Annotated in this window: 23 protein-coding genes; 3 read left to right on the top strand and 20 right to left on the bottom strand. The window is 40.8% G+C overall.

Going from position 1 to position 24,473, the window contains the following annotated elements; translation table 11 throughout:
- Positions 1–112 precede the first annotated feature (112 nt).
- The 13 genes from murB to ACNO7B_RS07335 all read right to left on the bottom strand — a co-directional run bounded on the left by murB (position 113) and on the right by ACNO7B_RS07335 (position 16,385).
- Positions 113–1,024, bottom strand: coding sequence for a UDP-N-acetylmuramate dehydrogenase (gene murB, locus ACNO7B_RS07395; protein ID WP_007499764.1), 912 nt, complete (start codon positions 1,022–1,024; stop codon positions 113–115).
- A 30-nt stretch (positions 1,025–1,054) separates the two neighbouring features.
- Entirely contained in the window at positions 1,055–2,149 is a 1,095-nt protein-coding gene (gene murG, locus ACNO7B_RS07390; protein WP_024720309.1) for an undecaprenyldiphospho-muramoylpentapeptide beta-N-acetylglucosaminyltransferase, read from the bottom strand.
- A gap of 198 nt (positions 2,150–2,347) precedes the next feature.
- Positions 2,348–3,448 (bottom strand): stage V sporulation protein E, encoded by a 1,101-nt coding sequence (gene spoVE / locus ACNO7B_RS07385; protein WP_007499768.1) that lies wholly within the window; start codon positions 3,446–3,448, stop codon positions 2,348–2,350.
- Between the two features lie 59 nt (positions 3,449–3,507).
- Complete coding sequence (gene murD / locus ACNO7B_RS07380; protein WP_370648319.1) at positions 3,508–4,854, bottom strand: UDP-N-acetylmuramoyl-L-alanine--D-glutamate ligase; 1,347 nt, start codon at positions 4,852–4,854, stop codon at positions 3,508–3,510.
- 9 nt (positions 4,855–4,863) lie between these two features.
- Positions 4,864–5,838, bottom strand: a complete 975-nt coding sequence (gene mraY / locus ACNO7B_RS07375; protein ID WP_007499771.1) for a phospho-N-acetylmuramoyl-pentapeptide-transferase — start codon at positions 5,836–5,838, stop codon at positions 4,864–4,866.
- Positions 5,839–5,974: 136 nt separating this feature from the next.
- Positions 5,975–7,450, bottom strand: coding sequence for a UDP-N-acetylmuramoyl-L-alanyl-D-glutamate--2,6-diaminopimelate ligase (locus ACNO7B_RS07370; RefSeq protein ID WP_417901360.1), 1,476 nt, complete (start codon positions 7,448–7,450; stop codon positions 5,975–5,977).
- Positions 7,451–7,661: 211 nt separating this feature from the next.
- Positions 7,662–9,581: a stage V sporulation protein D gene (locus tag ACNO7B_RS07365; protein ID WP_017359366.1), complete on the bottom strand. Its 1,920-nt coding sequence runs from the start codon at positions 9,579–9,581 to the stop codon at positions 7,662–7,664.
- Between the two features lie 125 nt (positions 9,582–9,706).
- A complete protein-coding gene (locus ACNO7B_RS07360; RefSeq protein ID WP_417901852.1) occupies positions 9,707–11,857 on the bottom strand; it encodes a penicillin-binding protein in 2,151 nt (716 codons plus the stop codon).
- Positions 11,858–11,864: 7 nt separating this feature from the next.
- Positions 11,865–12,212: a cell division protein FtsL gene (gene ftsL / locus ACNO7B_RS07355; protein WP_025207292.1), complete on the bottom strand. Its 348-nt coding sequence runs from the start codon at positions 12,210–12,212 to the stop codon at positions 11,865–11,867.
- 36 nt (positions 12,213–12,248) lie between these two features.
- The gene (gene rsmH, locus ACNO7B_RS07350) at positions 12,249–13,181 is read right to left on the bottom strand and encodes a 16S rRNA (cytosine(1402)-N(4))-methyltransferase RsmH (protein ID WP_007499781.1); all 933 of its coding nucleotides are present in this window, start codon (positions 13,179–13,181) and stop codon (positions 12,249–12,251) included.
- A 66-nt stretch (positions 13,182–13,247) separates the two neighbouring features.
- Positions 13,248–13,679, bottom strand: a complete 432-nt coding sequence (gene mraZ / locus ACNO7B_RS07345; RefSeq protein ID WP_003211163.1) for a division/cell wall cluster transcriptional repressor MraZ — start codon at positions 13,677–13,679, stop codon at positions 13,248–13,250.
- 127 nt (positions 13,680–13,806) lie between these two features.
- Positions 13,807–15,426 (bottom strand): bacillithiol biosynthesis cysteine-adding enzyme BshC, encoded by a 1,620-nt coding sequence (gene bshC / locus ACNO7B_RS07340; protein WP_417901359.1) that lies wholly within the window; start codon positions 15,424–15,426, stop codon positions 13,807–13,809.
- A gap of 65 nt (positions 15,427–15,491) precedes the next feature.
- Positions 15,492–16,385 (bottom strand): 2-dehydropantoate 2-reductase, encoded by an 894-nt coding sequence (locus tag ACNO7B_RS07335; RefSeq protein WP_366968574.1) that lies wholly within the window; start codon positions 16,383–16,385, stop codon positions 15,492–15,494.
- Between the two features lie 209 nt (positions 16,386–16,594).
- Between ACNO7B_RS07335 and ACNO7B_RS07330 the strand changes: the two genes are divergently transcribed.
- Complete coding sequence (locus ACNO7B_RS07330) at positions 16,595–17,074, top strand: N-acetyltransferase (protein ID WP_007499784.1); 480 nt, start codon at positions 16,595–16,597, stop codon at positions 17,072–17,074.
- Positions 17,075–17,125: 51 nt separating this feature from the next.
- On the opposite strand, the gene gerR is transcribed toward ACNO7B_RS07330, so the two are convergent.
- The 3 genes from gerR to ACNO7B_RS07315 all read right to left on the bottom strand — a co-directional run bounded on the left by gerR (position 17,126) and on the right by ACNO7B_RS07315 (position 18,517).
- Positions 17,126–17,665, bottom strand: coding sequence for a sporulation-specific transcriptional regulator GerR (gerR, locus tag ACNO7B_RS07325; protein WP_017359370.1), 540 nt, complete (start codon positions 17,663–17,665; stop codon positions 17,126–17,128).
- A gap of 138 nt (positions 17,666–17,803) precedes the next feature.
- Positions 17,804–17,977: a 50S ribosomal protein L32 gene (rpmF, locus tag ACNO7B_RS07320; protein WP_008354700.1), complete on the bottom strand. Its 174-nt coding sequence runs from the start codon at positions 17,975–17,977 to the stop codon at positions 17,804–17,806.
- A 21-nt stretch (positions 17,978–17,998) separates the two neighbouring features.
- Positions 17,999–18,517: a YceD family protein gene (locus ACNO7B_RS07315; RefSeq protein WP_008345010.1), complete on the bottom strand. Its 519-nt coding sequence runs from the start codon at positions 18,515–18,517 to the stop codon at positions 17,999–18,001.
- Positions 18,518–18,723: 206 nt separating this feature from the next.
- Between ACNO7B_RS07315 and ACNO7B_RS07310 the strand changes: the two genes are divergently transcribed.
- Positions 18,724–19,971: a nucleotidyltransferase gene (locus ACNO7B_RS07310; protein ID WP_417901358.1), complete on the top strand. Its 1,248-nt coding sequence runs from the start codon at positions 18,724–18,726 to the stop codon at positions 19,969–19,971.
- 33 nt (positions 19,972–20,004) lie between these two features.
- Here the strand turns inward: ACNO7B_RS07310 and ACNO7B_RS07305 are convergent, their stop codons facing one another.
- Both ACNO7B_RS07305 and ACNO7B_RS07300 read right to left on the bottom strand, forming a co-directional pair.
- Positions 20,005–21,033, bottom strand: a complete 1,029-nt coding sequence (locus tag ACNO7B_RS07305; RefSeq protein WP_017359372.1) for a SepM family pheromone-processing serine protease — start codon at positions 21,031–21,033, stop codon at positions 20,005–20,007.
- 4 nt (positions 21,034–21,037) lie between these two features.
- Positions 21,038–21,817 (bottom strand): patatin-like phospholipase family protein, encoded by a 780-nt coding sequence (locus ACNO7B_RS07300; RefSeq protein ID WP_017367186.1) that lies wholly within the window; start codon positions 21,815–21,817, stop codon positions 21,038–21,040.
- Between the two features lie 156 nt (positions 21,818–21,973).
- Between ACNO7B_RS07300 and ylbJ the strand changes: the two genes are divergently transcribed.
- Positions 21,974–23,182, top strand: coding sequence for a sporulation integral membrane protein YlbJ (ylbJ, locus tag ACNO7B_RS07295; RefSeq protein WP_326849069.1), 1,209 nt, complete (start codon positions 21,974–21,976; stop codon positions 23,180–23,182).
- Positions 23,183–23,195: 13 nt separating this feature from the next.
- On the opposite strand, the gene coaD is transcribed toward ylbJ, so the two are convergent.
- Together coaD and rsmD are read right to left on the bottom strand one after the other, a co-directional pair.
- Positions 23,196–23,678, bottom strand: a complete 483-nt coding sequence (coaD, locus tag ACNO7B_RS07290; RefSeq protein WP_007499803.1) for a pantetheine-phosphate adenylyltransferase — start codon at positions 23,676–23,678, stop codon at positions 23,196–23,198.
- Between the two features lie 3 nt (positions 23,679–23,681).
- The gene (gene rsmD, locus ACNO7B_RS07285) at positions 23,682–24,239 is read right to left on the bottom strand and encodes a 16S rRNA (guanine(966)-N(2))-methyltransferase RsmD (protein ID WP_417901357.1); all 558 of its coding nucleotides are present in this window, start codon (positions 24,237–24,239) and stop codon (positions 23,682–23,684) included.
- Between the last annotated feature and the right edge of the window lie 234 nt (positions 24,240–24,473).

Raw genomic sequence — 24,473 nt, 5'->3', positions numbered from 1 at the left:
CTGCTTGTCCGCACCTTTGGATCATTCTTTATCTCATATTGATTAGAAAACAAACGGCATGAAAAAATGCCGTTTGTTTTCCTGTGATACCATCATTCATAAGTAGTAGCCTTTAATTTGCTTCACCAATAATTTCTACTTCTGTATGCATCTCTACATTGTAGTCATCTTTGATTTTCTTTTGAATGTACTGAATTAAGTCGAGCACATCTTGAGCCTTCGCCCCACCAGCATTGACAATAAAGTTTCCGTGCATATCAGAAATTCTAGCCCCGCCAATCTGATATCCTTTTAAATTCGCCTTTTCTACAAGCTGTCCTGCATATTCAGGTAATGGATTTCGGAAAATACTGCCGGCGCATGGTTTATTATACGGTTGTGTTTCCTTGCGGTAATCTTTATTTTGCTGCATTTTCTTTGTGATTTTCTCACGTTCGTCCTGTTTAAGCTTGAACACTGCTTCGAGAACAATTCCAGGGCGTTCCTTTTGAAGCACAGAAGTTCGATAGCTAAAGTTCATTTGCTCATTAGTTAACCACTCGATCGTTCCATCTTCAAATAAGACTCTCGCTTTCACAAGAATCTTGCTGATGTCAGATCCATGTGCCCCTGCGTTCATATAAACAGCGCCACCAATAGAACCTGGAATACCAGCTGCGAATTCCAATCCTGACAGCCCCTGCTTACTAAGAGACGTAGCGAGTCTTACAACTGAATAGCCTCCGCCAACTGTAATCTCTTCATCATTGACAGTTAAGTGATCAAGCCCAGCGCCCAGCTTTAAAACGACCCCGCGAATTCCTTTATCAAGGACAAGTAAATTGGATCCTCTCCCAATGACCGTCCATTGAGTATCATGTTTTTTCACCTGATCCATAATTGTTTTGACAGCATCGACATCTTTAGGGATGACTAATAGATCGGCCGGTCCGCCTATTTTCATTGTCGTATGATTTGCAAGCGGTTCATTTTCAAGTACTTTACCAACTTGCGCTTCTAATAATTCATTCTTCAAGTTCTCCATATTACCCTCCGCCTTACCTCATATCATTCATCATGAAGTCGTAATTTCTTTTAACACATTATATAAACGTGTGGCCGCATCTGGTACTCCGAGTTCTTTTGTTAAACGGCTCATTTGATGTAGTTTCTCGTCATTACCAGCAATTTCATCAATTGCATGAAGCAAGCGATCTCCAGAAAGCTCTGATTCTCTTAAAACGATCGCAGCATCATGTTTTTCAAGTGATCTAGCGTTAATTTCTTGATGATTTGCGGTCACGTATGGACTTGGAATGAAGATTGTCGGAATTCCAAGTGCCGTCACTTCAGCAATCGTTGTGGCTCCCGCTCTTGCAACAATGACATCAATTGATTTTAAATACTCCGGCATTTGATGCAAGAAAGGCTTTGTGATCATATTCGGTGCTTCACCTTTTTCTTTTAATTCGTTCAGCACTTTTTCATAATGAACCTCACCTGTAATATATAAAAGCTGATAGTTCTTTGCCTTTAATTCATCTTGCATGTCAATCACTGCTCGATTGATTGGAGCTGCACCTCTGCTCCCGCCAAAAATGAGAACCGTTTTTTTCTTCTCATCCAGCCCAAACTCTTTAAGAGATTTTCCCTCTTTAATAGAGACGACTTCAGAGGCTCTTGGGTTTCCCGTAAAAACAACCTTTTCTGAAGGAAAGTGTTCCTTTGCTTCTTCAAAACAGATGGCTACTTTATTCACATATCGTGCCAGAAACTTATTTGTGATACCTGGCAGGCTATTTTGTTCGTGAATGATCGTCGGGATTTTTAGCTTAGACGCAGCATAAACAACAGGACCACACACATAACCACCTGTTCCAATAACAGCATCCGGCTTAAATTCTTTTAAATAAGATTTACTTTTTTGGACGCCCTTTAGAAACCTCATCACTGTTTTTACATTATCAAAGGATAGCTTTCTTTTAAAACCTGAAATTTCAATTGATTTAAAAGGGATATTTTCTCTTTCTACAATTTTCTTTTCAAGCCCATTCTCAGTGCCAATATATAAAAATTCCACATCAGGATGCAGTCTTTTCACTTCTTTAATAAAAGCTAGAGCAGGATAAATATGCCCGCCTGTTCCGCCTCCACTAATAACTATACGCATTATACCATTTCCCCTCAATTTTTTTCTGCTCTGAACAAAGTATAAACCCTGTTTTAAACAACAGGGCTCCGTCAAAACCTGTAAAGAAGAGTCGATCATCATGTTTTCGAAACAGAAACTGCCATTTTCACTCTTCAAATCATTTTTTCATACTTTTGCAAAATAAAAGTCTATATGGTTTCATGAACTATCAGCACATTAATATCTAGCATACCTGCTTACATTCAAAAGTACGCCAATTGCCATCAGCATTAATGTCAGTGATGAACCGCCATAACTTAAGAATGGGAGTGTGATGCCCGTCACAGGGATGAGACCAGTGACAACTGCGATATTAATCATTACTTGAATGGCAACCATTGAGATGATACCCACTGCCAAGAAACTTCCATATAAATCTGGGGCCCCGAGGGCTATTCTAATGCCTCTCCACAATAGAACACTAAAGAGCAGCAAAATGAGTGATCCACCTATAAATCCAAGTTCTTCAGACAATATAGCAAAGATAAAGTCTGTTTGAGGCTCAGGCAAATAGAAGAATTTTTGTCTACTCTGACCTAGCCCCATTCCAAACAGACCGCCTGGACCGACAGCGTATAAGGATTGAATAATTTGAAACCCGCTGCCAAGTGGATCCTCCCAAGGATTTAAATAAGATGTAATTCGTTTTATTCGATAGGGTGCTGATAAGACAAGTGCGGCAAATCCGCTAAGCCCTAAAAGACCGAGAAAGATAAAGTGAGCGATTCTCGCACCTGAAACAAATATCATAATAATACAGGTTCCAACCATAACCGTTCCTGTACCGAGGTCCGGCTGTAGCATAATGATAGCAAATGCAGAAAACACAATGCCTAGTGCTGGGGCAAAACCTTTACGAAAGGATGTGATATTCTTTTGTTTTTCAGATAAGAATTTTGCAAGAAACGCAATCATCGCAAGCTTCATAAATTCAGAGGGCTGAATACTAAACGCACCGACACCAATCCAGCTTCTTGAACCATTTCTCTCCATACCGATACCAGGAATCAAGACAAGCACGAGGAGGAGAAAACACACTGCAATCAGTATCTTTGACCAAGTCCGCCACGTCCAATAATCGACCCGCATAATGAAAAACATTGCGATAACTCCGATTCCGGCAAACAAAAGCTGTCTTTTTGCAAAATAAAACGAATCATCAAATTTATACGATGCCCACACAGCACTTGCGCTGTACACCATAATTAAACCAATCGTCAATAAAAGTAACGTAATGACAACAAGCAAAAAATCCGGAGAAGTTTTCTTATTCGTCAAGAGACCGACACCCCAAGCATAATTTCATTTGGGCTGTCAGTCATATGAGAGACAAGCCCTTATTTAAGCATATGCACGGCGTTTACAAACATGTCTCCACGTTCTTCAAATGTTTTATGCTGATCCCAACTTGCACAAGCTGGAGACAATAAAATTACGTCTTCTTCTTCAGATATGCTAAACGCCGCAGGTACTGCTTGTTCAACATTATCGACATGTTTTACGTGATGTATTCCCAGCTCTTCACCAAGCTTCACAAACTTAGGCGCAGTCTCACCAAATGTAATCATTCCTTTTACATTCTTCATAAAAGGTTTTAATTCATCAAATTCATTGCCACGATCCAGTCCACCTGCTAGTAAAATGGTCGGCTGCTTGAAGGCAGACAAAGCTTTACTTGTTGCCAGTATATTGGTCGCTTTACTGTCATTATAAAATTTTCTATTTTGAATCGTCTCCACAAATTGCAAACGATGCTTCACTCCACTAAATGTAGTAAGAACTTGCGCAATCGCTTCGTTTGAGCAACCTGCATTTTTTACAACACAAATAGCTGCTAGAATATTTTCTTGGTTATGCTCACCAGGAAGAACAACATCCTTTAGGTCAATGACATGTTCATTCATATAGTAGATGGCACCATCTTTAATAAACGCTCCATGTGCTACCGGCTCTTTAACTGAGAAAAACACTTTTTGCGCTTTCGAATCTTCTGCTAGTTTGACAACAGATGGATCATCTAGGTTAACCACAGCTATGTCATCTTCCAGTTGATGTGCATACACTTTCTGTTTTGCTTTTTCGTATTCTTCACGCGTGTGATGATAGTCTAAATGTGCGTCAAAAATATTTAATATTAAGCTGATTTTAGGTCTGAATTCAACGGTTCCCATTAACTGAAATGAAGAGAGCTCAGTTACGATCCATTCATCGCCCGCTGCACGCGCGGCAACTTCACTTGCGACCGTTCCGATATTACCTGCTACCAATGTTTTTTGGCTGTCTTTTTTCAACATTTCATAAATCAAAGTAGTCGTGGTCGTTTTTCCATTTGATCCGGTAATCCCAATAAAAGGAGATGAGGTCAAATGATACGCCAATTCTATTTCAGTCCAAACTGGAATTTTTCGACGAAGCGCCTCTTGAACCATCACATTCTCATAAGGAATTCCAGGGTTCTTAATTAAAATCGTAATTTCTTTATCGTCGAACACACGAAGAGGATGACTGCCACAAATGACATCAATCCCCTTTTCAGAAAGTAACTGAGCAGGCTCGTTTTCTTCAAAAGCTTTTTGGTCATTGACCGTCACGTTTATTCCGTGCTCGTGAAGAATTGAGGCTGCCGCATATCCGCTTTTTGCAAGGCCTAGTACTAGTACATGTTCGTCTTTTAACATTTGCATCCTATTCAATTATAACCACACCTCGATGTAAATTCCTAAAACAGCAAGCAATAAACCAGCTGTCCAGAAGGTGACAACTACTCTCCACTCAGACCAGCCAACTAACTCATAGTGGTGGTGAAGCGGGCTCATTTTAAAGATTCTTTTTCCAGTTGTTTTAAAGGAGATGACTTGAAGGATAACGGATAACGTTTCAACAACAAATACTCCTCCAATAATGACGAGTAAAATCTCAAGTTTCGTTAAAATGGCAATGGCCACTATGGCACCGCCTAAAGCAAGCGATCCCGTATCACCCATAAATACTTTTGCAGGATGCGCATTAAAGACAAGGAACCCAAGGACAGCGCCTGCTACTGCTACCGAAAAGATCGCCACATCATACTGAGATTGATTCCAAGCCAATATAGCAAAAGCTCCGAATGCAATAGCAGCTGTTCCAGATAATAAACCATCAAGTCCATCCGTAAGGTTTACCGCATTAGAACCACCGACAAGCATGAAAACGACGAGGATAAAGTATGCCCATCCTAAGTCAAAGCTGACATCTGTTCCTGGAATGCGAATAGTCGTTGCAAACTCATAATAATGGAAGACTGCATAGAAAATCACAGCAATCACAATTTGCCCGATTAGTTTTTGTTTCGATGTTAAGCCAAGATTTCGCTTCATCGCTACTTTAATATAATCATCTAAAAATCCTAATAATCCGTAGCCAAGGGTGACAAATAACAATAAAAACATTTCTGGACTAATCTCAGAGAATTTGTTAATCATCACGATCGTTGTAATTGTAATAGAAAAGATAATCATAATTCCACCCATTGTTGGGGTACCAGATTTCTTTTGGTGAGACTGAGGTCCTTCTTCTCTAATACTTTGACCAAATTTAAGCCTTCTTAAAAACGGAATAAAAATCGGGGATAAAAGAACACTGATTAAAAATCCCATTATGATTGTAAACAATATCACCTGTTCAAGCATTGTTCTTTACTCCTTCCGAATTTCCAAAGCCGTTTTCCATTAGAAAATAGCATTCATTATTATGATATTCATTCGTGTCTTTCGTATGTTGTTTTTGTACAAAATGCTTCATTTCATTACACTCTTTTCATCATTTTTAAGATTTGTTTAGATCTAAAATAGCGTCCGCTGCCACCTTGGCATCATCAAAGTCATAGACTTGATCACCAATGATTTGGTACGTCTCATGGCCTTTTCCAGCTATTAAGACTGTATCGCCCTTTTTTGCATTAGCAATGGCAAAAAAGATGGCCTGTTTCCGGTTCACAAAGCTGTGATAATAGGCGTTTGGCACGCCATTTTCCATGTCTTTCAAAATGGCTGATGGATCTTCACTTCTTGGATTATCTGATGTAAAAACAGGCTCATCTGCATATTTCACAGCGATTTGGGCCATCTGAGGGCGCTTGGTTTTATCACGGTCGCCCCCGCAGCCAACTACACAGAAAATTCTACCTTTTGTTAATTCTCTGCACGTAGTCAGTACATTTTCTAAACTGTCAGGTGTGTGCGCGTAATCAACGATGACTGGGAAGTCTTGATCAAAATTCACAAGTTCGAATCTTCCTTTGACTCCCTCAAGTTCTTCAATGGCACTAACGATCGTTTCAAACGTTAAGCCTGATACAATTCCTACTGATACAGCTGCTAAAATGTTATACACATTGAATTTCCCAATAAGGGCAACCGTCACATTTTTTGTGCCGATTGGGGTGATCAAATCAAATTGTGTTCCCTTTGGTTTGATTTGAATGTTCTTTGCCATTACATCTGCTTCTTGCTCTAAGCCATACGTCATAATTTCAGCAGCTGTGACTTTTTCAAAATAACTAGACGCTTCATCATCTGCATTTAAAATGGCATGCTTCGGCTTATCATGCTGAAAGGCACTTCCGAGCTGGGAAAAGAGCAAGCTTTTTGCATGTTTATATTCTTCCATTGTGTTGTGGTAGTCCAGATGATCTTGGGTAAGATTTGTAAAGACGGCAATATCATAATCACATCCATGAACACGTCCAAGATGCAAAGCATGTGATGATACTTCCATAATGGCCGTATCTACGTCTTGATCAAGCATCTGCTTAAAGGTCTTCTGAAGGGTGACACTCTCAGGTGTTGTGTTTTTCACTTCGAGAATTTCATCGTTTACCTTCATATACATCGTACCGATTAAACCTGTTTTTTTATCGGCTTTTCTCATGATTTGCTCAATCATGTGTGTTGTGGACGTTTTCCCGTTCGTTCCTGTAATACCAATTAGATTGAGTTTATGAGTTGGCTGTTCGTAAAAAGCATCTGCTATTCTTGCAAGTGCTCTTTGAGAGTGTTTTACAATAATGACTGGTACATCTGTTATGTGAATTGGGTGTTCTGCTACAATCGCTGCAGCCCCGCTTTTCACTGCTTTTTCAGCGTAATCATGTCCATCTACTGTATAGCCTTTTATACAGACAAAAAGACTCCCTTTTTTCACTTCTCTTGAATCCATTTCAATGGAAGTAATCTCCGGATTTTCGTTTATCAGTTCATTGTTTTCACTTTTAAAGTATGTAAGGAGTTCTTGTAATTTCATTTCATATCAAACCTCTCAAATTCGTTCACGTGCATGTCTTGTAAAAAAAACACACAGTCTATATTTTATCGTAAAAAAAAGGATACATCCAGCGTATTCCTTAAGTTTCTCTTGGAAAAAGCACACTTTATGCTCTTTTTTTAAAGCGACCCTTCTCTTTCAACAAAAAGAGGCAGCCGAATGAGTGCGGCTACCCTCTGTTCATTCTTTATTATTCATCATTTAAGTATAATCGGATCGTGGAACCTTCTTTGACCTTTGTGCCGGCAGCAGGCGATTGCTTCACCACTTTACTGCCAGTTCCTGAAGCATCAATCTTTAGATTAATCAAGAGTGATTCAAGGTCAGAAACAGATCCTCCTACAAGATTCGGTACCTCAATGGTTTTTGTGTCCAGCCATTGGTACTTCTTTTCAATTTGTCCTTTTCTTTTTTTCACGCCCATTTCAGGCAGACTGTCTCGCATAATATGGCCCACAATAGGTGCTGCTACTGTCCCTCCAAATTGAATCGTGCCTTTTGGGTTATCTACTGCTACATATACAACAATGCTTGGATCATCCGCAGGTGCAAACCCGATAAATGACACAATGTGGTTATTTTCCATGTACTTTCCGTCTTTTACTTTCTGTGCTGTTCCTGTTTTTCCGCCCACCCGATATCCTTCAACGAATGCATTCCGGCCAGTTCCTTGAGCGACTACACTTTCAAGGGCATACCTGATTTCTTTAGACGTCTCCGCTGAAATGACTTTCTTCTTGGCAATTGGTGATTGCTTTTTCACTACCTCTTTTGTAATTGGATCGATCCATTCTTTTGCAATATACGGCGTGTAAAGCGTTCCTCCATTTACTGCGGCTGCCACTGCAGCTACTTGTTGAATCGGCGTAACAGATACACCTTGACCAAAGGCTGTTGTTGCCTGTTCTACAGGACCAACACGATCAAGCGGGAACAAAATTCCTCTACCTTCTCCTTGAAGGTCGATTCCTGTCTTTTGACCAAAGCCGAAATTTTTAATATAAGAAAATAATTTATCTTTTCCAAGACGGTCGCCTAGCTCGACAAATCCTGGGTTACAAGAGTTTTGTACCACTTCTAGAAACGACTGTGATCCATGTCCTCCCTTTTTCCAGCACCTGAGCCTTGCGCCATCCACTGTCACAGATCCGCTGTCAAAAAAATGATCACGTTTTAAATTTACTTTATTTTCTTCCAGGGCAGCTGCCAGTGTAATGATTTTAAACGTCGATCCTGGCTCATATGTGCTCCACACCGGTAAGTTTCGGTTAAATACTTTTGAATCAACTGATTGATAGTCAGCCGGATCAAAGTCAGGTCTGCTCGACATTCCCAGCACCTCACCATTTTTCGGATTCATGGCAATGGCAATCATGCCATCTGGGTTATATTTTGCCTGAGCATTGTCTAGTTCTCGTTCGATGATGGTTTGCACTTTTGAATCAACGGTTAATTTCATATCAAGCCCATCTTTAGGCGGTGTATAATCATCTGCTTCATCTGGCATTTTCTGCCCTTTTGCATCAGAATAAAATTTCACAGAGCCTTTTTCACCTTTTAGGTCATCATCATAGTACGCTTCTAGCCCAAGTAAGCCTTGATTATCAATTCCAGCAAAACCTAATACATGAGATAAGAAACTTCCAAACGGGTAATGTCTGATGCTGTCCTCTGCTACATAGACTCCATCTAAATCAAGCTCTCTGACTTCTTTTGCTTTTTCATGAGATACTTTTCTCCCCTCTGGGGAAATTCGTTCTATAGACGTTTTCTTGGTGACATGCTTGTACGCTTTCTCTTCAGACATATTCAGCACTGCTGCTAATTTTTTGCTTGTTTCTGCTGGGTCTTTCACCTGCCGTGGCACGACTAAAATAGAGGGAGCACTTTTGTTCGTCGCAAGCTCCACCCCATTTCGATCCAAAATATCTCCTCGTTCTGGTTCAAATGGGAGGTTACGGCTCCATGAATCTTTCGCTAAACTTGTCAGCTTCTCGCCCATAATAAACTGCACATATCCTAATCTAGTATCTATGATGAAAAAAATGATCACCCCAAACAGCAGCACGAAAAGCAATCGTTTTCTCACTGTTACACTTGACACTCGCACGCCCGGTTCACTCCTTACATATGGCTTGTTTTCATCATATGCAGGCTCGTCTTTTTATAGAACGATCTCGTCCATCGCTCAAGCAAAAGAAAAAAACCTAGCAAATGATTTGCTAGGTTTTCAAGTTAATTTGGACTTTTGAAGGTCACTGTGACGACTTTATCTGAAATCTCCGCTCCACTTTTCACGCTTTGTTTGACAGCATATCCCTGTCCATTTGTTTCAATATGCACACCTGAAATAGACGCATATTGAAGAACTTCCCTTCTGGACCAGCCTGTCATATCAGGCATTTTAATGGTTTTCCCTGCTGTTTTCAAAAAGACTTTCTGGCTTTCAGAGAATTCAGAGCCCGCATTCGGCCATTGGCGTTTAATGGATAGACCGTCACCAATGACAACAGGTGATAACTTTTTGTTTTTTGCTTCTGTTTCTGCCTGTTTCACTTCTAAATCTAGGAATGACGGCATTGTTTCTTGTTTTATTTTCTGTTTGCCAGATTTTTTATCGTCTGTTTTTGTTGGTGCGATATTTAAATAGAGCAAACTATTTTTCATCACAGGGTTAAAGATTTCTGAAACAGGGGCTGAGCCTGTTTGTGTTTCAGATAGCTGAGGCTGTTGGACAGCCACATAAACGAGCAGCTTCGGATCATCTTTTGGTGCCATTCCCATAAATGAAAAGACGTAATCGTTTCTCCCTTGAAGGTAGCCGCCAGCACCGCCAATTTGTCCTGTACCCGTTTTCCCAGCGACATCAAAACCTTTGATTTGATATGGCTGTCCTGTGCCAATTTTTGAGGAAACGACCTCACCTAAAATGTCACGGACTTGCTTCGCTGTATCAGAAGAAATTGGTTTTCCTGCTACTGTTGGTTCGTGCTGTAAAATTGTTTTGTTTGTGTTCGGGTCTGTAATATGATCAATTACATATGGCTTCATCATCGTTCCACCGTTGGCAATGGCTGTCGCCGCTTCAATTTGCTGAATTGGGGTAATCGCGGACGCCTGACCATAAGCAGTCGATGCTTTGTCATATTCGTATCTGAAATTGATTTTACTAGACGCTTCGTTCGGCAAGTCTATGCCTGTTTTGTCATAGAAATGGAATTTTTGCAAGTATTGTTCGTAGCGTGTGAAACCTAATTTTTCTTTTGCCAATTTCGCAAAAGCTACGTTTGAAGAACGTAGAACACCTTCATGAAAATCAATTTTCCCCCAGCCATTTCCGTTGTTATGGTCTCTTACAAGACCGCCGCCTACTTTATAAGTACCAGACTGATACTTGTCGCTGCCTTGGTACACTCCTTCTTGGATAGCAGCAGCGAGTGTAAAAATTTTCATCGTTGAACCTGGTTCAAATGCATAAGAAATGACATCGTTGTTATAATTCGTAATGTCGAGTTCATTTAAATTAAAGCTTGGCCGCTGTCCCATTGCAAGAACTCTTCCAGTTTTCGGATCAACGACTGTCGCAATGATTTTCTTCGGCTTATATTTTTTAGCGACCTGCGTCATACTTTCTTCAAGAAATGCTTGAATTTTTTGGTCGATGGTCAGTGTGACGTTTTTCCCGTCTTTCGGGGCAACGATGTCTTCTTTACTATTCGGAAGTGCCCATCCGCTTCTGTCGCTGTTATATGTTACATAGCCATCTTTTTCTTTCAGATATTTATTCAGAGCCTTTTCTAGACCCATTGCGCCTGACATGTCCTTCGTGGCTTCATCTAATCTAGCATAACCGATTAAGTTCGAAGCAAACATGCCGTTTGGATAATACCTCTTTGTATCTTTTTCAAAGGCGATCCCAGGAAGTTTTAGCTTTTCAATTTTTTCCTTAGTTGAAAAACTAATATCCTTTCCGGCTTTACCAAACTCGACTTGGAACGCATCTTTTGTATTCAGACGCTTTAAAATTTCACTCTCACTCATATCAATGACTTTTGACAGCTCTTTTGCTGTCTTTTCTTTGTCAACGACATGCATCGGATGCTTTGGATCGACCGTCATTTTCTTGCTTATGATCGCAATCAGTTTATACACAGATGTATCTTCCGCAATCACATTTCCGTTTCTGTCTAAAATGGAGCCTCTTTTGGCTTCAAGTGTTTTTTTCGATTGATATTGTTCATTGGCTTTTGCAGCTAACACTTGTCCATCGACGGTTCCCGTAATCTGAATATAAATAAAACGTGCAAGGATGATAAAGAAAAACAGGGCGAAGCAAATACTCGCAATTGCCGCGCCTCTGTTCATCATTTTATTCTTTTTAGGCATCGCCATGTTAATCGACCTTCTTAACATCTTTCGACATGCTTAAGCCTGCTTTTTTAGCGGCTTCAATGATTCTCTCTGGTTCACTTAGTAAATCTTTTTGCTTTTGCAGTTCAGTGATCTTTTTCGATTCTAAAGACACTTGCTGTTCTAGTTTCTGCACTTCGATATTTGCGTGATAAACAGCAAAGGCTTTCGAAATGATGAGGATCGAGCTGCACATGAGAGCCATGACAAACATGACAAGTAAGATTTTTTCACCAAGTGTAATAGAACCTCTTCTTCTAATCACAACCGATTGACCTTGTTGCTCGGTTTGATGTTGCTTTACTTCTCTTTGGTAAGCCAAATTACTCATAAGAAACCTCCTTTTTATCATCATCTATGGTGTCGTTTACTTTTTTTCTGCAATTCGGAGCTTCGCTGAACGGGCACGGTTGTTATATTCCAGCTCTTGTTCTGATGCAACGATTGGTTTTCTCGTGATCAGCTTCAGTTTTGGTTCAAGTCCTTCTGGAATTACTGGCAGTCCGTGCGGAAGTTCTGGAAGAGAAGACATTTCTTTAAATGTACTTTTACAAATCCGATCTTCAAGTGAATGGAATGTAATGACAGAAATTCTCCCCTTCGGATTGAGTAACTCTATTGCTTGTTCTAGTGCTTCTTCAAATACTTTCAATTCGTCATTTACGGCAATTCGGATCGCTTGAAATACTCTTTTCGCTGGATGTCCGCCTTTTCGTCTTGCAGGTGCGGGAATTCCTTCTTTAATAATGTCGACAAGCTCACCTGTTGTTTCAATTGGCGCTTTTTTTCTGGCTTCTTCAATTTTGCGTGCGATTTGCTTGCTGAATTTTTCTTCCCCATATTTGTAGAAAATCCGAACTAGATCTTCAAATGGCCATTCATTCACCACTTGTTTTGCCGACAAAGCAGCGGTTTGATCCATTCGCATGTCAAGAGGTGCATCATGGTGATAACTAAAGCCTCTCTCTGGTGTGTCAAGCTGAGGTGATGAAACCCCAAGATCAAAAATCACACCGTCTACGCTTGTAATTCCTTGTTCATTCAGACGTTCTTTTAAATATCGGAAGTTGCTTTTTATGAAAAGAATGTTCGCTTTAACATGTGCGAGCTTCTCTCGTGCATGATCCAGTGCAGCATCGTCTTGGTCAAACCCAATTAATGTACCTTTTTCTGATAATTGAGATAGTAAATATGAGCTATGACCTGCGCCGCCTAGCGTGCAGTCCACATATGTACCGTCTTCTTTGACGTTTAAACCGTCAACTGTTTCTTTTAATAATACTGTCTCATGTTGAAACATGATGATATGGTCCCACCTTTTTCAAATAGAAATGAATGTGTAGAAAGCTTGCTGCACAAGGGATTATTATATATCAAATCCAATCATGTTTTCAGCAATTTCAGCAAAAGAATCTTCTTGCTCTTCTGTATATTGTTCCCAGATCGACTTACTCCACAACTCAATTCGATTTGAAACGCCGATGACCACACATTCTTTTTCGAGTTTTGCATATTGGAGTAGGTTGGATGCGATGTTAATGCGCCCCTGCTTGTCCAGATCACATTCAACTGCGCCGGAGAAGAAGAACCGGGTAAACGCACGTGCATCTTTTTTCGTTAGCGGCAGTGCTTTGAGTTTCTCTTCAATTAGTTTCCACTCACTCATAGGGTAGCCAAATAAACATTGATCAAGCCCTCTCGTCAGCACAAACTGTTCTCCAAGACCGTCTCTAAATTTAGCAGGGATGATCATGCGCCCTTTTGTATCAATCGTATGTTGGTATTCACCCATGAACATGATATCAGAGCCCCACTTTCTCACCCATACTCTCCACTATCCACCACTTCTCTCCACAAAACTTATTTTACACTGTTTCTACATAAAAAAAAACCCTGAACTAGTCAGGGTTCATTAAAACTTTATTTCAAAGTTTGACAATTTGTTGCTTGTTTTGAAATGAAAATGGCAGATTTTTGAACGTTTTGAAGAATTCTGGACCATATTTGTTTAAAAAGTACATGATATTCCAAATTCTTTCTTGTGGTGCTTCGAGTGGTTTTAAACTATTTTCAATCCGTTCAAAATCTCGAAGGATGTATCCTTCCTTCTCTTCCACACGCTTTGCAACCTTTTGATAAACAAATTGAAGCTGGTCTTCTATAAATTTGGCATTTTTATCTAATAGCTGTTCAAAGCTTGGTTCGATCTCTAGCGCTTCTTGTCTCATGGCCTCGTGAACATTCGCTAATTCACGTTTGGCATGTTGAACCGATTGAACAAAGCTGTCTGGAAGACTTTGCTGAAAGTGCGCATCCTTCTTTTCTTTCACGCCTTTTGTCAGCACTTCTTCAACCGACAATTCTCTTATCGGCAGCTTCTTATCAATATGCCGTTCAAGAATGGTGACGTGCAGTCTTGGAAGAACGGGTGCCATTTTGACATCGAAGTACTCGAAGATGCCTTTCAGCTCACCCCAATAGTTCACTTCACCATGTCCAGCCATAAAAGCAAGCGTTGGAAGAAGGGTTTCCTGCATCAATGGACGGGTCACCACATTATTGCTAAACCGCTCTGGGTGCTCCTCGACTTCCTGTAATAGCTCATCTTTTGTCCAAGTAAGCCCCACTTCAGATATAGAAAATTGGCCATTATCTTGTTCAATGAGGAAACGCTCATCATCATATTCGTAAAATAAGTTGGCTTGATGGTCACCAGCTTCAATAATCGGCTGATACCCCGCTTGTTCCATGGCAGCCTGCGTGTTATTTAAGTGAGCCACGATCGCATCACTCGACTCCACAATTTGCTTGAATAACGTACGTTCAAGTGGCTTCACGCCGAAGTCTCCTGAATTCAATAACAGGAGTCCATCTTCTTCAAATAGATCGCAAACAATCCACTCAAAGAAATCAGTAAACGTTTCTGATTTGCGTAAACATCGAAGAAGCTGATCAAACAAGTTATTTGTGTAAGCAGATTCCTCATAGGTTGAAAATACATCACGAAGCCATCTCTCTGTTTTCTCTTGGTGGAGAGGTGTTCTTTTCGCAGCTGTTTTTTTCACATGATGTAATGGAAGCTTTTGTTTGACTGGGCCTTTTTCGCCAGACGTGTACACAAAGTTAATTTCGTCTACATCGTGATCTTCACCCGCTACCCAAAAGACCGGAATAACAGGAACGCCAAGCGCTGATTCTTTTTCTTTGGCAAACTGAATAATGGAAATAATTTTATGTATGGTATAAAGCGGACCTGCCAGTAAGCCTGCCTGCTGTCCTCCAACCACCATGACGCTCCGTTCATCACGGATCTTCTCAATATTCTCACGCATCGCAGCCGAATCAAATTTTGCATGATATGTGCTCATATAATCCGCTAAAGCCTCGCGCGGGAAGCTCCTTTCCATGAGATCGTCGTATCTCTTTTTCCATGTGTGCTCAGAATGTATATCATAATCAAAAAAAGCAGTCATCTCTTTTTTTTCTTCTATATAATCACGTATGAATAAATTCTGACTTCGGATGGAAAGTTCAGTCAATTGCATGTTTAGAACTTCCTTTCTTCAATAAATAGTTAGTTTCCCGAAAAAAGTATAGCATGTAAATGAGCTCACTCAAAAGATTTTGTTTGCTTTTTTTCCAATACTTCCAAGCTTCTATTCAAGAAAGTGAGGAATGGCGGCGTCACCCCTTGACCTTGAGCTTTTTTTAAAAGGTAGCCAATGATTGCTTTTCTTTCAGTTTGGCGGCCTTTGACGATATCTTGCAGCATCGACGATTGATTGGCAGCCGTTTGATGGCAAATCGATTTCACATGAGCCCATAGACGATCTTTCTCAGGCAACCGTAGAATGGAAACCGCTTCTTCAAATGCACATGTCATCATATGTTCATATGATGGGTTCGATACCAATTCCCCATTATTCACATGTAATAAAGCCGTCAACGGATTAATACACACATTGACGAGCAGTTTTTCCTCCAGTATCTTTTTCCATTCATCTGTATAAATCATTTGAAAATCGTCCGATGACAATCCATTACTCATAGGTCCTTTTTCCTCATGCAGAAATGCTCCCCACTTGATGACACCAATTCCTGTATGGTTTACTGCGCGATCAGACACCTTCATTGCGCCATGCTCTACTACACCAATATATAACTGATGTGCCGCTTTCCAGTTCTTTAAATCGAATAAGTGGGCCATTCCGTTCTGCAAAAATAAGATCCGATGACGAGGCAGTCCCGATAATTCCCCTAGAACATCTTGCAGGTGATGATACTTCACTGTCACAATCAGCAAATCAAATATTCCTTTGACCCCCGTATCGGCACCAACAGCTGATTGAATGGTTTCCCCTCTTGCCATTCGTTCAATGCCTAATGCTCGAATTTCTTCTGCCTGCTGTTTTCTTCTTGTAAAGACGGTAATGTCATGATGCTCTGATAAATAACTAGCACAAAGCAGACCAATCGCACCACCGCCAATGATTCCAATTTTCAATTGCCGCACTTCCCTTTTTCTGTTTACTTCATGTTATCAACTATTTTACCAGTTTCGTGCTACGATGCAAAAAGCAGATAACGCGCTATGATTGAATTTTTTTAATTAAAAAACTATAATAATAAGTGTAAAAACTTTTTAGGCGGATGGGATGAAAACGCCTTCAATGACATCACTGTCGACATTATGTGTGTAAGGGGGAAGATCACATGACACAAGTAAAACGTCTTCTGATTAACTACAAAACATTAGAGGAATTTAAACAATTTAAGGAATATGGCATACAAGAACTTTCCATGCTTGAAGACCTAGAAAGTAATATGATTGAAAATGACAGCAACTCTCCATTTTATGGGATATACTTTGGAGATAAGCTTGTGGCACGTATGAGCCTCTATCAAGTAGACGGCTCGACGACGACGTATTTTGACCATAATCATGATTATCTAGAGCTGTGGAAGCTAGAAGTGCTGCCAGGATATCAGCGTAAAGGATACGGCGAAGCACTTGTTGATTTCGCAAAATCTTTTGGCCTTCCAATTCGAACGAATCCACGCGTCAAATCTGCCGGTTTTTGGGATAAAATGGGCTTTGAAGCGGTGAAATATGATATGGAACGCGATAAAGGAGAAAACCCACTCATTTGGGAGCCTGCTCATATTCAAAAGAACACAGGTGAGTCAGCTTAATCATTAATCATTAAGAAAACGCCCCTCTTTCCATCTGTGAGGGGCGTTTTCTTATTTTGCGTAATCTTTTAAGCTGATATTCTGTTTGACTCTTTCAACAATACCAATAAGTGCCCGGTAATCTTCTTCTGTCATTTTTAATTGACGTTTCAGCTGTTCATTTTCTTCGGTGAGTGATTTTAATTGATGCTGTGCATCTTTAAGCTCCTCCCGTAAATAAGCTGGACCAGATGGTTCTTTCTCAAGCTGCTCTAGAAACCGAATTACTTCTCGAAGCGTCAGTTCAGTCTGATCAGAAGATGCCTTCTCTTCTATGGTGAACGCATGCTGCGGTAAACCCGAAGAATGGATACCAATTTTTTTACGCAGTTCTTTTCGCTGTTTTTTGGCAAGCTCAATGCCTGCCTGGTACTGCTTTCTGACGTAAGAATTCCACCTGAATCCACATGCTGCTGCTGTTCTTGACAATGCTTTTCCAACCTCTTCAAATGCTGAAAGCTGGGTACCGCCATCTCGGATATGCCTTAAGACAACTTCTGCTAAAAGTAAATCTTCATCTTGTGTCCATGCGTCCTGCCGTGTAATCGTCAACTCATCATCCCCCCTGAATCTGAATACCACATCATATGCGCTTACTAGAGTAGATAGACTATTTGCAGGAGAGAAACCTAAAAAATAGATCAATAAAAAAACGCAAGGGAAGATTCCCTCACGTTTTTTTATCAAGCATTAGTTGCTTTTTACGTCTTTGCCTTTGTATGTTCCGCAAGATTTGCAGACACGATGAGAAATTTTCATTTCACCGCATTCTGGGCAAGCTACCATACCAGGTACTTGTAGTTTGAAATGCGTACGACGCAATCTTTTTTTCATTTTAGAAGTTCTTCTAAAAGGTACAGCCATTATTCCCACCTCCTTAAAGAGTTAAGATTCATTATTTTCTTCTAAGAGCTTCTTCAAGCCTTCCAGACGAGGATCAATTCGGTTTTGATGTGCATCTTCCGAAATGACCGCCCAGTCATTCCCTTCCTGTGGTGCAGCACCTTTTACATCAGCTTGGTCGCAAAAGATTTGCATAGGCACTTCAAGAAGAATTTCTTCCTTGACTATAGGCGTTAAGTCGATGATATCGTCTTCTACAACAGATACGTCTTCATCTTCTATATCGTCTGTCTTATGAAGTACAAATAGTTCTTTTGTTGAAATCGCAAATGGATAATTTACATCAACAAGCGTTCTTGAACAAGGCAATGTCATTTCACCTGTGATGGTTAAATCAAATGCGACTTGCTTTGATTCGATCACTCCAGTCCCTTTCACCTCTACTGGTGAAATACGACGTATATCTGAATGAAGGCTAGTAAGTTCATTTAAGTCAACCGTCTCATGAAAATCGAAGCTGTTTTTAGCTTTTTGATGTAACTGATAAACTGTCCATTTCAATTGTATCACCTCTAAGAGCAACAAACATGATTATAGCTTTCATCATGCTATTTGTCAATATTTTTTCTTTACAGTCCTTCATGACGTCAAAGGGCTGTTTGACATCAGTTCTCGGAATGCCTAAACTGAAAAAAATGGTCTTCATTTTTCCCTTATGCTACTGTAGCACAGACCATTTAACCATAGCAAGAAAGGCGGAACATCTATTGAAAGCAGTGGGAGTCGTTGTCGAGTACAATCCATTTCATTATGGGCATGCCTATCATGTGAATCAGGCGAAAAAACAAACCTCCTCAGATGTTGCCATTGCCGTCATGAGCGGTTCTTTCCTCCAGCGCGGGGAGCCTGCCATCGTCTCAAAATGGGCACGTACAAAAATGGCACTGCAAAACGGCGTAGACATTGTGTGTGAGCTTCCATACATATATGCCGTACAAAAGGCAGAAACCTTCGCCAATGGCGCTGTGTCCATCCTTGATGCATTAAAATGCCATTCTCTTTTTTTCGGCAGTGAGGATGGAGAAATCAACGTATTTGAGCGCACAGCACACGCTTGGCATAAAAAAAAGGCAGAGATTGATCTTTTAACAAAAGAAAAGGTGAAAGAAGGTCTTAGTTATCCCGCAGCAGCAGCAGGTGCGTTTCAAGAGGCCATTCATTCTGAACACTTACTGGATTTGTCCAAACCAAATAACATTTTAGGCTTTCATTATGTTAAAGCCATCTTAGAGAGAGCTCCTCACATGCAGCCTTTTACGTCTCAAAGAATTGCATCTGATTATCATGATGAAGAACTGCCTGACAACCAAAAAATCGCAAGCGCCACAAGTATCCGAAAAGCATTAAAAGAACAGAGCTCATTTCAAGCAGTCACGCCCTACCTCCCGGACGCTACTTTAAAGCAATTACACGACTATCATTCTTCATATGGTCTTTTACATACGCAAGAAGCCTATTTTCGCTTTCTGAAACATGTTTTTCATACAATGGATACGAGTGAACTAGAGGGCATCTATGAAATTGAAGAAGGCATTGAACACCGCATGCAAAAAGCCATGACACATGCGTCTTCCTACGAGGAGTATCTATCACTTGTCAAAACAAAACGATATACGTGGACAAGGTTACAGCGGATGAATACGCATCTATTAATGAACGTGAAGAAAAAGACGATGCACGAGCTGCTTGAAGAGAAAAAAGCGCCCTATATTCGTTTACTTGGAATGACAAGGAAAGGACAACAGTACTTGTCTCTTGTAAAAAAAGAGTTGGATGTACAACTTGTGAGTAAACTGTCTTCCTTTTCACATCCCGCCCTTGATCTTGATATTCGCGCTTCAAGGGTGTTCAGCCTTCCCATCTGTGAACCCATGCAAACAGAATTAACGAAAGCAGAGTTTAAAACATCACCGATTCGATATGATGAAGAGAGCGGGCTCTTTTCATCTCGATAGAAAAAAGCAGCCTGATTTGCAGGCTGCTCTTTTTTATGATGCTTTCTCTTTTAATTTGTTTAAATAGTTTAGTGCGTCCTGCATGGTATCCACAGGAACGATTTTCATATCACTTTTAATATCTTTTGCTGTTTTGACTGCATTTTTGTAGTCAGAGTTTGGGTCACCTTTATCATTCGGTGCAAAGAAGATGTCTTTTCCTGCTTTGTCTGCTGCAACAACCTTTTGATCAATTCCACCAATCGGTCCGACTGTACCATCTGCATCAATCGTTCCAGTTCCTGCGATCGCATAGCCATGTGTTTCATCTTCTTTTGTCAGCTGATTGTAAATTTCAAGTGACATCATTAAACCAGCCGATGGACCGCCTATGTTTTCAATATCCACTTTCACAGAAGGAGACACTTTCACATGACGGTCTGTAAATAGTGATACGCCAATTCCCACTCGTTTTGGCTCTTCTTTAAATGGTTTTAACGTCACGTTCTGCGTGATTTCTTTGCCATTACGTTCAAGTACAAAACGGACAGTCGTGCCTGCTTTTTTACTGCTGATATACGAAACCATTTTATCTGCTGACTCATATGTATGACCGTCGACGCTTTTGATCTTATCGCCAACTTCAATCTTCCCATATGCAGGCATTCCTTTCATCACATAGCTCGCATATACCCCATTAAACGTATAATCTACTTTTTTCCCTGCTTTAGTATAAGCGGCAATCATCGCATTTTCTTGAGAACTTTTCATGAGCTGCAGCTGCCGTTTCATATAATCCTCATCAGACTCTCCGTCCGCTTTAATATTTTCTTCTGGAACGATTTCGTCATACTTGTTCATTTTTGCAAGCAAATACGTATATGGATTGGCTGGACCTACTTTAATGGTCATAAGAGAAAAGCTGCCCTTCTCGCCATATCCTCCGTCTACTTGAATGTGTGGCGCAATTTCTGTTGCATCACCTGGCTTTGTGACGTAATAGGGCAGTTTCACAAAAGTTAAGCCAAATAAGACTAGAACAACAGCAAAAAAGCTGAGCCAGCGAATATTTAATTTTTTCATTCGATTAACACTCCCATTTATCAATGACATCTTTCAGTTTTCCTTTTAGTTGGTCGGCGGCGAGTTCACCTGCTTCAATCATTTCTTGAACCTGTGTAAACGCACTAGAGCTAAAGGTCTCGAGCTTCGGCCGAATCATGAGATCTGCATGAATGGTTTGGTGACGAACCAATTCATTTTGAAGGATGTCCAAACTTTGCATAATGACATCCGATAATCTCGTTGCCTTTTCTGTTTTTTTCACCCTTGATACATCAGAGGCGATAATGAGATCTGCTCCCATTTCTTTGAGAACAGAGACAGGAATGCGGTCCACTACCGCTCCATCCACCAATTGTCTGCCGCCTATTTCATGCGGAACAAACACTCCCGGAATGCTAATGCTTGCCCTGACTGCTTGTGAGACAGACCCTTCTTTGAACACAACCTTCTCCCCTGTCTGAAGGTCACAGGCGACAATCGCAAGAGGCACGCGCATTTCTTCAATATTCTTCCCATATGTAAACGTGTGAATCAGCTGCAAAATTCGATTTCCTTTTAACAGACCGATTTTTGGCAGTGTATAGTCAGCATAATACTTTCTTCTGAAGACAAGTGCAAGTTTTTTCATTTTTTCTACGTCTTGTCCTGCTGCATAAAAGCTCCCCACAAGAGCACCAATACTGCTTCCTGCGATCATATCCACCTGAATTCCTTGTTTCTCAAGACTAGATAAAACCCCGATATGCGCCATCCCTCTGGCACCCCCGGAGCCCAGCGCAAGCCCGATAATCGGTCGTTTCATGAATCCACCCTCCTCTTTCTATGCATATATACGAATCTATAGGTCTAAACATGCCCCTTCTCATCGTATAGTAATAGAAGACAGACTCGGCTAGCATCTCTTTTTCTTTAATCACGAGCTCGCCAATAGATTATAACGGCAAGGGGCGACATCTCCATGAAAAAATGGAACACTCTGTTCATCGCTGCTTTTTTTATCTTTTTAACAGCCACTGTGATTACACATCCACAAGCCTCTTTGCAAGCATCGAAAAATGGACTTGCAATGTGGTGGGAAGTGGTTTTTCCATCGCTGCTACCTTTTTTTATTTTGTCCGAGCTATTAATCAGTTTTGGGATTGTCAGATTTGTCGGCGTATTATTAGAGCCATTTATGCGGCCTATCTTTCGGGTGCCTGGTGTCGGCGGATTTGTACTGGCGATGGGAATGGCCTCTGGTTTTCCTTCTGGCGCTAAATTGACGACAAGACTTCGGCAGGAAGGACAGCTGACAAGAATTGAAGCAGAACGCCTTGTGTCATTTACCAATTCTTCAAACCCTTTGTTCATTTTTGGAGCAGTGGCTGTAGGATTTTTTCATCACCCAGCTTTAGGCATTGTGTTAGCCTGTGCACATTATTTAGGAAATCTCGCGGTTGGGGTGACGATGCGCGGATATAAAGCACGTCATGATGCGCACCTCAGAAGCCGAAAAGGATTTTTATTGCCTCCAATTCGAGAAGCATTCAGCGCTCTTCATACGGCAAGACTCGCAGAAAAAAGACCACTTGGCCAAATATTAAGTGACGCTGTCATGTCATCTGTTCAAACGCTCTTTATGATTGGCGGCTTTATCATTTTATTTTCTGTCTTTAGTCAAATGCTCGCTGTCGTTCATGTAACAGATCTTCTCTCTATCGGGATCGGCTCTATACTGAAAACGATGCACCTTCCGCCGGAATTAGATCTAGCCATGATTGCGGGTCTATTTGAAATCACATTAGGAAGTCAGCTCACAGGATCACAAGAGGTTTCCCTGCTCGCTAAAACAATTGTGGTCAGCTTTATTTTAGGATTTAGCGGATTCTCCGTTCAAGCTCAGGTAGCCGGCATTTTGGCAGCAACCGATATACGCTTTAAACCGTTTTTCTTCGCCCGTTTGCTTCACGGTATTTACGCAGCCGTCTTTGCCTTTTTGTTATTCAAACCCCTTTATGTCTCTAAAGCAGACATGGCGCTTCCAGCAGGGGCATTTGAAGCAAGCGAGCAAGTCGTGATGTTTAGCAGCGTGTTATGGAATCAGCTTGTATCTACTGGTCCCCTCATCACCTTGTTCAGTCTGATCGTGTATATTGCACTCTATTATCAGAAATTAAAAAATGGATGAGTGCACAGTGCACTCATCCATTAAATTTTTCTTTCAGCGCAGCTTCGACCTCTTGCGGTACAAGCTCTTTGACTGATCCATGATACTTCGCTACTTCTTTAACAATGCTTGAACTTAAGAAGGAGTATTGATTATTCGTCATCATAAAGAACGTTTCAATGTCATCATTCAACACTTTGTTCATTGATGTCCCTTGCATCTCGTATTCAAAGTCCGTCACCGCTCTAAGTCCGCGTAAAATGACTTTCGCCTCTTTTTGTTTCGCATAATCAACGAGCAGTCCATGAAAGGATTCCACTTTGATATTCGGCAGCTCCTTTGTTGCTTGACGAATGAGTTCACACCGCTCTTCAACAGTAAACAACGGCTTTTTTGATGAGTTATTGAGGACGCACACATATACTTCATCAAAAATCTTTGCCCCTCTTTTGATAATATCCAAATGGCCCAATGTGACTGGATCGAAGCTACCCGGACAAACGGCTATATTCCCCATGCTTTAATTTCCCCGCTTTCTATAGATCGTAATGCCAGTCATTCCGTACATTTCCTGCCTTGTGATATGTAGCTGTCCTGCTTCCTCTGGCAGTGTCACATCTTTATCGTGCTCACACACAATGACGCCATCATCTGCTAATAAAGAATGCTCATCAATCGTATCAAGAAGTGCTTTCAACTTTTGATCTTTATACGGCGGATCAAGGAAGATGGCTTGAAAAGATTCTTCTCGCTTCACTACAGCAGCGAGTGCACGGTTTGCATCATTTCGAAACACTTCACTTTGATCCATCAGCGACAATTGATTCAAGTTGCCTTTAATCGTCTGAATCGCCTTCATATCTCGATCCACAAATATACAATGATCGAACCCTCTAGAAAGCGCTTCAATACCTAAACCACCACTTCCAGCAAATAAATCAAGGGCCCATCCCCCATCAAAATACGGTCCAATCATATTAAAAATGGATTCTTTTACTTTATCTGTTGTTGGTCTTGTTGATTGGCCGGGTACGGCTTTCAGCGTGCGGCCTTTTTTTGTTCCAGAAATCACTCTCATTTTTCCACCACTTTTTCTGCTTGCATCTATTGAATATTGTTTGATGACAAAAAATTCAACATTATCTTACCATATCCACTCCACATGGGACAATGCACTGAATTCCATTCATTTTCTATGTATAGATCACAAAAGAGAGGGTCATACTACTGTTAACAGCATCTGATGTGGTGCTGTTGCCAACCGCGGAGAAGACTTACGTTTCCCCATAAGTTCTTCCTCCGGTTTCTCCTC

The organism is Bacillus sp. AK25 (genome assembly GCF_048270685.1).
In the GTDB taxonomy this organism is placed as follows: domain Bacteria; phylum Bacillota; class Bacilli; order Bacillales; family Bacillaceae; genus Bacillus; species Bacillus altitudinis.
This window is presented reverse-complemented; position numbering and strand designations above follow the sequence as displayed.

Coding starts and splice junctions, on each gene's coding strand:
- murB (WP_007499764.1), bottom strand. CDS start 1,024: ATGGAGAACTTGAAGAATGAATTATTAGAAGCGCAAGTTGGTAAAGTA.
- murG (WP_024720309.1), bottom strand. CDS start 2,149: ATGCGTATAGTTATTAGTGGAGGCGGAACAGGCGGGCATATTTATCCT.
- murD (WP_370648319.1), bottom strand. CDS start 4,854: ATGCAAATGTTAAAAGACGAACATGTACTAGTACTAGGCCTTGCAAAA.
- mraY (WP_007499771.1), bottom strand. CDS start 5,838: ATGCTTGAACAGGTGATATTGTTTACAATCATAATGGGATTTTTAATC.
- ACNO7B_RS07370 (WP_417901360.1), bottom strand. CDS start 7,450: ATGAAATTACAAGAACTCCTTACATACTTTAAAAGTGAAAACAATGAA.
- ACNO7B_RS07360 (WP_417901852.1), bottom strand. CDS start 11,857: ATGCCTAAAAAGAATAAAATGATGAACAGAGGCGCGGCAATTGCGAGT.
- ftsL (WP_025207292.1), bottom strand. CDS start 12,212: ATGAGTAATTTGGCTTACCAAAGAGAAGTAAAGCAACATCAAACCGAG.
- rsmH (WP_007499781.1), bottom strand. CDS start 13,181: ATGTTTCAACATGAGACAGTATTATTAAAAGAAACAGTTGACGGTTTA.
- mraZ (WP_003211163.1), bottom strand. CDS start 13,679: ATGTTCATGGGTGAATACCAACATACGATTGATACAAAAGGGCGCATG.
- bshC (WP_417901359.1), bottom strand. CDS start 15,426: ATGCAATTGACTGAACTTTCCATCCGAAGTCAGAATTTATTCATACGT.
- ACNO7B_RS07330 (WP_007499784.1), top strand. CDS start 16,595: ATGACACAAGTAAAACGTCTTCTGATTAACTACAAAACATTAGAGGAA.
- rpmF (WP_008354700.1), bottom strand. CDS start 17,977: ATGGCTGTACCTTTTAGAAGAACTTCTAAAATGAAAAAAAGATTGCGT.
- ACNO7B_RS07305 (WP_017359372.1), bottom strand. CDS start 21,033: ATGAAAAAATTAAATATTCGCTGGCTCAGCTTTTTTGCTGTTGTTCTA.
- ACNO7B_RS07300 (WP_017367186.1), bottom strand. CDS start 21,817: ATGAAACGACCGATTATCGGGCTTGCGCTGGGCTCCGGGGGTGCCAGA.
- ylbJ (WP_326849069.1), top strand. CDS start 21,974: ATGAAAAAATGGAACACTCTGTTCATCGCTGCTTTTTTTATCTTTTTA.
- coaD (WP_007499803.1), bottom strand. CDS start 23,678: ATGGGGAATATAGCCGTTTGTCCGGGTAGCTTCGATCCAGTCACATTG.
- rsmD (WP_417901357.1), bottom strand. CDS start 24,239: ATGAGAGTGATTTCTGGAACAAAAAAAGGCCGCACGCTGAAAGCCGTA.